Genomic DNA, 10777 nt, shown 5'->3' with positions numbered 1-10777 from the left:
GCAGCAGGGCCCGGTCGGGATCGGCGGCGTGGCCGAGGAGCTCGACGAGGGGACGCACGTCCACGCCCTCGAACTCGGGCGAGGTGAGCAGCGTCTGCACGCGGCCGGCGTCGGCGACGCCGGCGTGCGCGAGGGTGCGGCGGTCCGGGGCGTCGGCGGTCGCCGCGTCGGGCAGGGCGGACACGGCCGGCGCCTCAGAGGCCGGAGAGGTAGCGCCGCAGCTCGTACGGCGTGACCTCCACCCGGTAGTCGTCCCATTCCTGGCGCTTGTTGCGCAGCAGGGCGTCGAAGACGTGCTCGCCCAGCACGGATGCCACGAACTCGGACTCCTCGGCGGCGCGCAGGGCGTCGTGCAGGGTGCCGGGCAGGGGGACGTGGCCGAGCACGCGCCGCTCGTGGGTGGTCAGCGCGCTGACGTCCTCGGCGGCGGACTCGGGCAGCTCGTAGCCCTCCTCGATGCCCTTGAGCCCGGCCGCGATCAGCAGGGCGTAGGCCAGGTACGGGTTGGCCGAGGCGTCGATGCCGCGGTACTCGATGCGGGCCGAGCCGGCCTTGTCCGGCTTGTACAGGGGCACGCGCACGAGCGCGGAACGGTTGTTGTGGCCCCAGGAGACGTACGAGGGCGCCTCGCCGCCGCCCCACAGGCGCTTGTAGGAGTTCACGAACTGGTGGGTGACGGCGCTGATCTCCACGGAGTGGCGCAGCAGGCCCGCGATGAACCGGCGGCCCGTCACGGAGAGCCGGAACTCGTCCGCGGGGTCGTAGAAGGCGTTGGAGTCGCCCTCGAAGAGGGAGATGTGGGTGTGCATGCCCGAGCCGGGGTGCTCGGAGAACGGCTTGGGCATGAACGTGGCGTACGTGCCCTGGGCGGCGGCGACCTCCTTGACGACGGTCCGGAAGGTCATCACGTTGTCCGCCGTCGTGAGCGCGTCCGCCGCGCGCAGGTCGATCTCGTTCTGGCCGGGGCCGTTCTCGTGGTGGCTGAACTCGACGGAGATGCCCATGCCCTCGAGGAGGCTGACGGCGTCGCGGCGGAAGTCGGCCGCGTCGGAGCCGGGCACGTTGTCGAAGTAGCCCGCGCGGTCCACGGGCACCGGCTCCCCGTCCGGGCCGGGCTGGTCCGACTGCAGGAGGTAGAACTCGATCTCCGGGTGGGTGAAGCACGTGAAGCCCTGGTCCGCGGCCCGGTCCAGCACGCGGCGCAGCACGTGCCGCGGGTCGGCGGGGGCGGGGCGGCCGTCCGGGGTGAGCACGTCGCAGAACATCCGGGAGCTCTGTCCCTGGTCGCCGCGCCAGGGCAGGATCTGGAAGGTCGAGGGATCGGGCTGCAGCAGCATGTCCGACTCCGAGATGCGGGTGTATCCGTCGATCGAGGAGCCGTCGAAGCCCAGGCCCTCCGTGAAGGCGTTCTCCACCTCGGCCGGAGACAGGGCCACCGACTTCAGCGTACCGATCACGTCCGTGAACCAGAGCCGGACGAACCTGACGTCCCGGTCCTCGATGGTGCGGAGCACGTAGTCCTGCTGTCGATCCATGCCGCCACTCTAGACGCGCCGCGTAGACTCCGGCCCATGTCTGCTCCCCAGTCCCCCCGGCAGCCTGACGACACCGCCCCCTACGGGCCGCCCGCCCCGTCCCGGTACCGGACGGTCCACCTGCAGCGGGCCAAGGACGAGGGCCGGCGCTTCGCGATGCTCACCACCTACGACGCGATGACGGCGGCCCTGTTCGACGAGGCCGGCGTCGAGGTGCTGCTCGTGGGCGACTCGGTGGGCAACACCGTGCTGGGCCATCCCACCACCCTGCCGGTCACCCTGGACCAGATGATCCTGTTCACCCAGGCCGTGGTGCGCGGTGCCGAGCGTGCCCTCGTGGTCGCGGACCTGCCCTTCGGCTCGTACGAGGCCTCCCCGCGGCAGGCCGTCGAGTCGGCCGTGCGCCTCGTGAAGGAGTCCGGCGCGCACGCCGTCAAGGTGGAGGGCGACGAGCGCTTCGCCGAGCACGTGGCCGCGATGACGGCAGCCGGCGTCGCGGTCATGGCCCACATCGGCTTCACCCCGCAGTCCGAGCACGTGCTCGGCGGCTACCGGGTGCAGGGCCGCGGCGCGGGGGCGGCCGAGCGGATGACGGCGTCGGCCCGGGCCCTCGAGGCCGCGGGGGCGTTCGCCGTCCTGATGGAGATGGTCCCCTCGGACGTCGCCGCCGCCGTCGACGCCGCGCTGCGGGTGCCCACCGTGGGCATCGGCGCGGGCCCGGGCACCACGGGCCAGGTGCTCGTGTGGCAGGACATGCTCGGCCTGCGCGAGGGCCGGGTGCCCCGGTTCGTCCGTCAGTACGCCCGCCTGCACGAGGTCGTGGGTGAGGCGGTCCGGGCCTATCGCGCGGACGTGCTCGACGGCGCGTTCCCGGCCCCGGAGCACGGCTTCGAGGGCTGAACCCGCCCCCTGAGACGACCGGGCCCCCGTCCCTCAGGACGGGGGCCCGGTGTCGTCCGGTGCCGCGGTCAGGAGGCGTCATCGACGGGACGGCTGTCCCAGTCGTCGTCGCGCGCGTCCTCCGCGTCGGCGGCCTCGTTGTTCGCCCGCACGCGGTCCATCGCGGCCTGGGCCTCCTCACGGGTGCCGAACGGGCCCAGCAGCTGGGACCAGTCCGACTGGGCGCCCACCTCCACCTGATGCGTGTTGACGTTGTACCAGAACTCGCTCGTCTCGGTCATGGGGGCCACAATAGCCGGGCCGATAGGCTGGAGGACATGTCCCAGCGTCAGAACCCCGCCGTCCCGTCCAGCCACAACGGTCCCCGCCCCGCGGGCCCCACCGCACCGGAGCCCGGGTCGCTCGCCCCCGTCGGCACTCTGACGCCCGGGGCCCCGTCCCCCGCCCCGCCCGTGCCGGCCGCGATCCCGCGCCCCGAGTACGTCGGCAAGGCCACCCCGGACGAGGGCAACGCCTCGGACGTCTACGACGCCGCCGGCATCGAGCGGATCCGCGCCGCCGGCCGCCTGGCCGCGCAGGCCATGGAGCACACCGCCGCCCACATCCGCCCGGGCGTCACCACGGACGAGCTGGACCGGATCGCGCACGCCTTCCTCGTGGAGCGCGGCGCCTACCCGTCCTGCCTGGGCTACCGCGGCTTCCCGCGGTCCATCTGCACCTCGATCAACGAGGTCATCTGCCACGGCATCCCGGACGGCACCGTCCTGGAGGACGGGGACATCGTCAACCTGGACATCACCGCGTACCTGGACGGCGTCCACGGGGACCACAACCGCACCTACCTGGTCGGCGACGTGGACGAGGAGTCCCGGCTGCTCGTCGAGCGCACCGAGGAGGCCCTGCGCCGCGGCATCCGCGCCGTGAAGCCCGGCCGTCAGGTCAACGTGATCGGCCGCGCCATCGAGTCCTACGCCAAGCGCTTCGGCTACGGCGTGGTGCGCGACTTCATCGGCCACGGCGTGGGCGTGGACTTCCACTCCGGCCTCGTGATCCCCCACTACGACGCGGCCCCGGCCCACGACCGCCTGCTCGTGCCCGGCATGGTGTTCACCATCGAGCCGATGCTCACCCTCGGCACGATCGAGTGGGACCAGTGGGACGACGGCTGGACCGTGGTGACCCGCGACCGCCGTCGCACCGCGCAGTTCGAGCACACGATCGTGGTCACGGACGACGGCGCGGAGATTCTCACGCTGCCGTGACCCGGCACTAAGCTGGGGGCCGTGACGACGCACACCAGCACCGCCCAGCGCTCCTCCAAATACCCCACGACGATCGGCATCGACGTCGGGGGGACCGGCATGAAGGGCGGCCTGGTCCGCCTCGGGTCGGGGCCGAAGGCGGGCACCCTGCGCGGGGACCGCTTCCGCATCCCCACGCCGCAGCCGGCCATGCCCGAGCCCGTGGCGGCGACCCTGGCGGCCATCACCGCCGAGCTCGACGGGCGCGAGAAGGCGCCGAAGCCCTCCGCCCCGCTGGGTGTGTGCTTCCCCTCGATCGTCAAGGACGGGGTGTGCCTGTCCGCGAACAACATCGACCACTCGTGGATCGGCACGGACCTGCGCGGCAGGTTCGAGGAGCACCTGCGCCGCCCCGTGACCGTGGTCAACGACGCCGACGCGGCCGGCCTCGCGGAGGCCCGCTACGGGGCCGGGCGGGGCGTGCGCGGCCTGGTGCACGTGATCACCCTCGGCACCGGCATCGGCGGCGCGATGATCCACGACGGCGTGCTCGTCCCGAACTTCGAGGTCGGCTCCCTGGAGCTCGACGGCGTGATGGCCGAGTCGCGGGCCTCCGCGAAGGCCCGGGAGCGCGATCAGCTCAGCTGGGCCGAGTACGCCGAGCGACTGCAGCGCTTCTTCTCCCACGTGGAGCGGATCTTCTCGCCGGACCTGTTCATCGTCGGCGGCGGCATCTCCAAGCGGCCGGACGACTACCTGCCGCTGCTGCGCCTGCGCACCCCGATCGTCCCGGCCCAGCTGCAGAACAACGCGGGCATCGTGGGCGCCGCCCTGGCCGCGCACGGGTCGCTCGCCGACGGCAACTGAGGGCGCAGACACCGAGGGCGGTTCCGGCTTCCCCTCCGGAACCGCCCTCGGCAGTCTTGCCGGGCCGACCGAGGTCGACCCGGGGATCACTGTAGCGCCTGGAGGCCGTGCGCACCACTGCAGCGTCGATCCCGGCCGCGCCGTCGCATCGGCCCAGGTCAGCGGGTGAACAGCCGCGGCTGCACGGCGGGACGGCCGCGGTCGTCCCCGTCACCGGCCCGGAGCTCCGCGATGGCCTCCTCGAAGTCGTCGAGGGACTCGAAGTCCCGGTAGACGGAGGCGAAGCGCAGGAAGGCCACCTGGTCGAGACGGCGCAGCGGATCGAGGATGGCCAGGCCGACGTCGTGGGCGTCCACCTCGGCGTTGCCCGTGGCACGGACCGTCTCCTCGACCTCCTGGGCGAGCATGGCCAGGTCGTCGCTCGTCACCGGCCGCCCCTGGCACGCCTTCCGGACGCCGTTGATCACCTTGGAGCGGTCGAACGGCTCCGCCACCCCGGAGCGCTTGACGACGGTCAGGGCGGTGGTCTCCATGGTGGTGAACCGCTTGCCGCAGGCCTGACACTGCCGACGCCGACGGATGGCGGAGCCGTCGTCGAGGGAGCGTGAATCCACCACGCGCGAGTCCTCATGACGGCAGAACGGGCAGTGCATCAGCTCTCTCCTCCTGGGCGGGGCACTCCCATGCTACGTCCGCTCAGCCGAGGCAGGCCGGACCCAGCAGGATCTTGAGGTCCCCGAACAGCGCCGGGTTCGGGCTCACCCGGAACTGCGGGCCCAGCTGGAACTCCTGCGTGGCACGCTGGCCCACCAGGGACAGCCGCACCTCCGAGGAGCCCTCGTGGGTGCGCAGCACGTCCGCCAGCTGGCCCATGACCTGCTCCGTGGCCTTGAACGCGGGCAGCGTGATCCGCACGGGGCCGCCGGGGCCGTCCGAGAGCTCCGGGATGGTCAGCTCCATCGCCGACAGGGACACCGACCCGTCGTCCCGGCGCTGCACCCTGCCCTTGACGGCGACGACGAGGTCCTCGGCCAGCATCATCGCGATGGGCGCATACACCTGGCCGAAGAACATGACGTCCATCGAGCCGCCGAGGTCCTCGATCTCGCAGCGCGCGTACGCGTTGCCCGAGGACTTGGCGATGCGGCGCTCGAGCGTGGTGATCAGGCCCGCGATGGTGACGATCGCGCCGTCGGCGGGCCCGTCGTCGTCGAGCACGCGGGTGATCTGGACGTCGGCGTGCTGGGCCAGGACGCCGTCGAGGCCCTGCAGCGGATGGTCGGACACGTACAGGCCCAGCATCTCGCGCTCGAACGCGAGCTTCTCCTTCTTCGCCCACTCCGGCAGGTCCGGGACGGCGACGCCGTCCGCGGCGTCGGAGTCGTCCTCGTCGCCGCCGCCGAGCGCGAACAGGTCGAAGGTGAACTCGCCGTGATCCTCCTTGCGCTTCTGCGCCACGGTGGCGTCCACGGCCTCCTCGTGCACGGCCAGCAGGGCGCGGCGGGCGTAGCCGAGGGAGTCGAAGGCGCCGGCCTTGATCATGGACTCGATGGTGCGCTTGTTGCACACCACGAGCGGCACCTTCGCCAGGAAGTCGCCGAAGCCCGTGTACGAGCCCTTGTCCTCGCGCGCCTGGACCATGCCCTTGACCACGTTGGCGCCCACGTTGCGGACGGCGCCCATGCCGAAGCGGATGTCCCGGCCGACGGGGGTGAAGGTCAGGTGGGACTCGTTCACGTCCGGGGGCAGCACCGTGATGCCCATGTGGCGGCACTCGTTGAGGTACATGGCCAGCTTGTCCTTGTCGTCGCCCACCGAGGTGAGCAGCGCCGCCATGTACTCCGCCGGGTAGTGCGCCTTGAGGTAGGCCGTCCAGTAGGAGACCAGGCCGTAGGCGGCCGAGTGCGCCTTGTTGAACGCGTAGTCCGAGAAGGGCAGCAGGATGTCCCACAGGGCCTTCACCGCGGCCTCCGAGTAGCCGCGGTCCAGCATGCCCTGGTGGAACGCCTCGTACTGCTTGTCCAGCTCCGACTTCTTCTTCTTGCCCATCGCGCGGCGCAGGATGTCGGCCTGGCCGAGCGAGTAGCCCGCCACCTTCTGGGCGATCGCCATGACCTGCTCCTGATACACGATCAGGCCGTAGGTGGTGTCCAGGATCTCCCGCAGCGGCTCCTCCAGCTCCGGGTGGATCGGGGTGATCTCCTGCTGCCCGTTCTTGCGCAGCGCGTAGTTGGTGTGCGAGTTCGCGCCCATGGGGCCGGGGCGGTACAGGGCGATGGTCGCCGAGATGTCCTCGAAGTTGTCCGGGCGCATCATCTTCAGCAGCGAGCGCATGGGCCCGCCGTCGAGCTGGAACACGCCGAGGGTGTCACCGCGGGCCAGCAGCTCGTAGGCCGCCGGGTCGTCCACGTCGAGGGTCTCCAGGTCCAGGTCCACGCCCTGGTTCGCCTTCACGTTCTCGAGCGCGTCCGAGATGATCGTGAGGTTGCGCAGCCCCAGGAAGTCCATCTTGATCAGGCCCAGGGACTCCGCCATCGGGTAGTCGAACTGCGTGATGACCTGGCCGTCCTGCAGGCGGCGCATGATCGGGATGACGTCGATCACCGGCACCGAGGACATGATCACGCCGGCCGCGTGCACGCCCCACTGCCGCTTCAGGCCCTCGAGGCCCTTGGCGGTCTCGAAGACCTCCTTCGCCACCGGGTCCGTGGCGATCAGCTCGCGGAAGGGCGCGGCCTCCCCGTAGCGCGGGGCCGCGGGGTCCTCGATGTCCTTGAGCGGGATGTCCTTGGCCATCACCGCCGGCGGCAGCGCCTTGGTGAGGGACTCGCCCATCGAGAACGGCTGGTCCATCACGCGGGCCGAGTCCTTCAGGGCCTGCTTGGTCTTGATGGTGCCGTACGTGACGATCATGGTGACGCGCTCGTCGCCGTACTTGCGGGTGACGTAGTCGATCACCTCGGAGCGACGGCGGTCGTCGAAGTCGACGTCGAAGTCGGGCATGGACACGCGGTCCGGGTTGAGGAACCGCTCGAAGATCAGCCCGTGCTTGAGCGGGTCCAGGTCCGTGATGCGCAGCGCGTACGCCACCATCGATCCGGCGCCCGAGCCACGGCCCGGGCCCACCCGGATGCCGTTCTCCTTCGCCCAGTTGATGAAGTCGGCCACGACGAGGAAGTACCCGGGGAAGCCCATCGAGATGATGACGTCCAGCTCGTAGTCCGCCTGCTTGCGCACGTGGTCCGGCACGCCGTCCGGGTAGCGGTAGGCCAGACCGGAGGCGACCTCCTTGATGAGCCAGCTGGTCTCGTCCTCGCCCTCCGGCGTGGGGAAGACCGGCATGTAGTTGGCCTTCGTGTCGAACTCGACCTCGCACCGCTCGGCGATGAGCAGCGTGTTGTCGCAGGCCTCGGGCAGCTCCGCGAACAGCTCGCGCATCTGCCGCGGAGACTTCAGGTAGTACTCGGTGCCGGAGAACGCGAAGCGGGAGCCGCCCTGGTCGTAGCTGGGCTCGTTGAGCTTCGAGCCCGACTGCAGGGCCAGCAGCGCCTCGTGCGCCTTGGCGTCGTGCTCGTGGGTGTAGTGCAGGTCGTTCGTGGCCACGAACGGCAGGCCCAGGTCCTTGGCGAGCCGGCGCAGGTCCGTCATCACCCGGCGCTCGATGTCGAGGCCGTGGTGCATGATCTCGCAGTAGTAGTTGTCCTTGCCGAAGATGTCCCGGAAGTCCGAGGCCGCCTGCATCGCCTCCCGGTACTGGCCCAGGCGCAGGCGCGTCTGCACCTCGCCGGAGGGGCAGCCCGTGGTGGCGATCAGGCCCTTCGAGTACTGGCTCAGCAGCTCCCGGTCCAGCCGCGGCCACTTGGCGTACACCGAGTCCAGCGAGGCGATCGAGCCCATCCGGAACAGGTTGTGCATCCCCTCGGTGGTCTCGCTCAGCAGCGTCATGTGCGTGTACGCACCGCCGCCGGACACGTCGTCCCCCCGCTGGTGGGGCTCGCCCCAGCGGGTCTTCTCCTTGTCCGTGCGGTGCTGCTGCCCGGGGGCCACGTAGGCCTCGAGCCCGATGATCGGCTTGACTCCCGCCGCCTTCGCCTTGGACCAGAAGTCGTAGGCGCCGAAGAGGTAGCCGTGGTCCGTGATGGCCAGCGAGTCCATGCCCAGCCGCTGGGCCTCGGCGAACAGGTCGTCCAGCTTCGCGGCGCCGTCGAGCATGGAGTACTCGGTGTGCGTGTGCAGGTGGACGAAGCCGCCGTCCTTCACGGCGTCGGCGCGGGCGTCGGCGGACACGGTCATGCGGGGTGGGCCTTTCGACGGGGAGGACGGCGGGGCCGCACCAGCCTACTCGTGGTGCCCGGGCGGCGGGGCCGGACCCGGACGGGGGTCACGTCGACGGTGCCGGCTCAGTCCTGGTCGCCGCGCAGCGCCGCCAGGGCGTGGGCGAGGTCGTCCGGGTACGGGGAGGTGATCGTCACCGGCTCCCCCGTGACCGGGTGCGGGAACGCCAGCCGGTGGGCGTGCAGCCACTGGCGGGTCAGCCCGAGCTCGGCCGCCAGTCGCGGATCCGCCCCGTACGTGAGGTCGCCGACGCACGGGTGGCGCAGCGCCGAGGTGTGCACGCGGATCTGGTGGGTGCGCCCGGTCTCCAGGTGGACCTCGAGCAGGGTGGCCCGGCCGAACACCTCGAGCGTCTCGTAGTGGGTCACGGACGGCCGGCCGTCGTCGAGCACCGCGAACTTCCAGTGGTGGCCGGGATGCCGCCCGATGGGCGCGTCCACGGTGCCGCTCAGCGGGTCCGGGATGCCCTGGACCACGGCGTGGTAGACCTTCTCCGGCACGCGCTCGCGGAACTGGTCCTTCATGGCCATGTAGGCGCGCTCGGTCTTGGCCACGACCATGACCCCGGTGGTGCCGACGTCGAGCCGGTGCACGATCCCCTGGCGCTCGGGGGCGCCCGAGGTGGTGATGTCGTAGCCGAGGGCGGCCAGGGCGCCCACCACGGTGGGCCCGACCCAGCCGGGCGAGGGGTGCGCGGCCACGCCGGTGGGCTTGTCCACGGCCACCAGGTCCTCGTCCTCGTACAGGATGCTCAGCGCGTCCACGCGCTCTGCCCTCACTTCCAGGGGGTCGGGGTCGTCGGGGACGTCGACGGCGAGGGTCTCCCCCGCCACGGCCTTCGCGGACTTGGCCAGGACGCGGTCCCTGCGGCCGGAGCGCGACTCGGCCCGCACCAGGCCCCGGGAGAACCAGTCCGCCAGCAGCGAGCGGGAGACGCCGAACGCGTCGGCGAGCACCGCGTCGACCCGTCGGCCCGCCTCGGCTTCGGTGACCTCGAGCCGCTCGGTGAGTCCCGGTCTCATGCCCATGTCCTCACGCCTCCCGTGTGCCGTCCAGGCGGCGGCCGGTCATCACGAGCAGGGCGACGCCGATGACGGAGCAGACGATGAACGAGTCCGCCACGTTGAAGATCGCGAAGTGCGGCACGGAGATCATGTCGACCACGTGGCCGCGCCCGAACGCCGGGGGCCGGAACAGCCGGTCCGTGAGGTTGCCGAGCACGCCGCCGGCGAGCCCGCCCAGCGCCAGGGCCCACGGCGTCGAGCGCACGCGGGCGATCCCGACGAGGGCGGCCACCGCCACCACGGCTTGGATGATGGTGAACACCCAGGTGTGGTCCTCGCCGATGGAGAACGCCGCGCCCGGGTTCAGGATGTAGTGCCAGCGCAGCACCCCGGGGATCACCGCGACGGAGTCCCCCAGCTGCATCGTGCTCTCGACCGCGTACTTGGTCAGCTGGTCGAGGGCGTAGGCCAGCACCGCCACGATGAGGGCGGTGAGCATGGCTCGCCGGCCCGCGCGAGGGGATCGCGGGGCCGACGTGGCGTCGACGGCTCGGCTCACGCCGTGGGCGTGGGGGGCTCGACGCGCTTCTGGGCGCGGATCTCGCGCAGCTGGCCCTCGATGTAGGAGGTGAGGCGGCTGCGGTAGTCGGTCTCGAAGCTGCGCAGCTGTTCGACCTCGCCCTCCAGGCCGGCCTTCTCCTCGGCCAGGGCCTCGAGGGTGCGGGCCTTCTGCTCCTCGGCGTCGCTGACGAGCCGGGCCGCGGTGGCCTCGGCCTCGGCGACGAGCTCGGTGCTGCGCTGCTCGCCTGCGGCGACGTGCTCGTCGTGCAGACGCTGGGCCATGGCCAGGACGCCGGCGGCGGAGGTCGCGGCCGCGTCGGCGGACTCGGGGGCG

The 10777-nt window shown here is 71.6% G+C and carries 10 protein-coding genes and 1 pseudogene; 3 read left to right on the top strand and 8 right to left on the bottom strand.

Annotated elements, in window-relative coordinates:
- Both HMPREF3105_RS03975 and glnA read right to left on the bottom strand, forming a co-directional pair.
- The coding region (locus tag HMPREF3105_RS03975) for a hypothetical protein (RefSeq protein WP_141762423.1) at positions 1-184 on the bottom strand (184 nt) is incomplete at its 3' end.
- Positions 185-194: 10 nt separating this feature from the next.
- Positions 195-1535, bottom strand: a complete 1341-nt coding sequence (gene glnA, locus HMPREF3105_RS03970) for a type I glutamate--ammonia ligase (protein WP_070708816.1) — start codon at positions 1533-1535, stop codon at positions 195-197.
- A gap of 36 nt (positions 1536-1571) precedes the next feature.
- On the opposite strand from glnA, the gene panB reads away from it, so the two are divergent.
- Positions 1572-2435, top strand: a complete 864-nt coding sequence (gene panB, locus HMPREF3105_RS03965; RefSeq protein ID WP_070708815.1) for a 3-methyl-2-oxobutanoate hydroxymethyltransferase — start codon at positions 1572-1574, stop codon at positions 2433-2435.
- Between the two features lie 68 nt (positions 2436-2503).
- On the opposite strand, the gene HMPREF3105_RS03960 is transcribed toward panB, so the two are convergent.
- Positions 2504-2716, bottom strand: a complete 213-nt coding sequence (locus HMPREF3105_RS03960; RefSeq protein WP_036340724.1) for an SPOR domain-containing protein — start codon at positions 2714-2716, stop codon at positions 2504-2506.
- 36 nt (positions 2717-2752) lie between these two features.
- Between HMPREF3105_RS03960 and map the strand changes: the two genes are divergently transcribed.
- Both map and ppgK read left to right on the top strand, forming a co-directional pair.
- A complete protein-coding gene (gene map, locus HMPREF3105_RS03955) occupies positions 2753-3697 on the top strand; it encodes a type I methionyl aminopeptidase (protein ID WP_082836650.1) in 945 nt (314 codons plus the stop codon).
- Between the two features lie 21 nt (positions 3698-3718).
- Positions 3719-4543 carry a polyphosphate--glucose phosphotransferase gene (gene ppgK, locus HMPREF3105_RS03950; RefSeq protein ID WP_036339941.1) on the top strand — a complete coding sequence of 275 codons (825 nt, stop codon included), beginning with the start codon at positions 3719-3721 and terminating at the stop codon, positions 4541-4543.
- 158 nt (positions 4544-4701) lie between these two features.
- Here the strand turns inward: ppgK and nrdR are convergent, their stop codons facing one another.
- The 5 genes and pseudogenes from nrdR to HMPREF3105_RS03925 form a co-directional block, all read right to left on the bottom strand.
- Positions 4702-5196 carry a transcriptional regulator NrdR gene (nrdR, locus tag HMPREF3105_RS03945; protein WP_002855838.1) on the bottom strand — a complete coding sequence of 165 codons (495 nt, stop codon included), beginning with the start codon at positions 5194-5196 and terminating at the stop codon, positions 4702-4704.
- Positions 5197-5239: 43 nt separating this feature from the next.
- Positions 5240-8836 (bottom strand): DNA polymerase III subunit alpha, encoded by a 3597-nt coding sequence (gene dnaE / locus HMPREF3105_RS03940; RefSeq protein ID WP_070708814.1) that lies wholly within the window; start codon positions 8834-8836, stop codon positions 5240-5242.
- Positions 8837-8943: 107 nt separating this feature from the next.
- Complete coding sequence (locus HMPREF3105_RS03935) at positions 8944-9906, bottom strand: RluA family pseudouridine synthase (RefSeq protein ID WP_070708813.1); 963 nt, start codon at positions 9904-9906, stop codon at positions 8944-8946.
- A 4-nt stretch (positions 9907-9910) separates the two neighbouring features.
- Entirely contained in the window at positions 9911-10381 is a 471-nt protein-coding gene (lspA, locus tag HMPREF3105_RS03930; protein ID WP_036314214.1) for a signal peptidase II, read from the bottom strand.
- 56 nt (positions 10382-10437) lie between these two features.
- A pseudogene (locus tag HMPREF3105_RS03925) lies at positions 10438-10777 on the bottom strand (cell division protein); the annotation flags it as partial.

It is taken from the genome of Micrococcus sp. HMSC31B01, from assembly GCF_001816085.1.
GTDB classification, from domain to species: domain Bacteria; phylum Actinomycetota; class Actinomycetes; order Actinomycetales; family Micrococcaceae; genus Micrococcus; species Micrococcus luteus.
The sequence above is the reverse complement of the archived record's forward strand: the minus strand, read 5'-3'. Positions and strand labels throughout refer to the sequence as shown.

Excerpts from the sequence above, each read along its gene's own strand:
- glnA (WP_070708816.1), bottom strand. The coding sequence starts at position 1,535 with ATGGATCGACAGCAGGACTACGTGCTCCGCACCATCGAGGACCGGGAC.
- panB (WP_070708815.1), top strand. The coding sequence starts at position 1,572 with ATGTCTGCTCCCCAGTCCCCCCGGCAGCCTGACGACACCGCCCCCTAC.
- HMPREF3105_RS03960 (WP_036340724.1), bottom strand. The coding sequence starts at position 2,716 with ATGACCGAGACGAGCGAGTTCTGGTACAACGTCAACACGCATCAGGTG.
- map (WP_082836650.1), top strand. The coding sequence starts at position 2,753 with ATGTCCCAGCGTCAGAACCCCGCCGTCCCGTCCAGCCACAACGGTCCC.
- nrdR (WP_002855838.1), bottom strand. The coding sequence starts at position 5,196 with ATGCACTGCCCGTTCTGCCGTCATGAGGACTCGCGCGTGGTGGATTCA.
- dnaE (WP_070708814.1), bottom strand. The coding sequence starts at position 8,836 with ATGACCGTGTCCGCCGACGCCCGCGCCGACGCCGTGAAGGACGGCGGC.
- HMPREF3105_RS03935 (WP_070708813.1), bottom strand. The coding sequence starts at position 9,906 with ATGGGCATGAGACCGGGACTCACCGAGCGGCTCGAGGTCACCGAAGCC.
- lspA (WP_036314214.1), bottom strand. The coding sequence starts at position 10,381 with ATGCTCACCGCCCTCATCGTGGCGGTGCTGGCCTACGCCCTCGACCAG.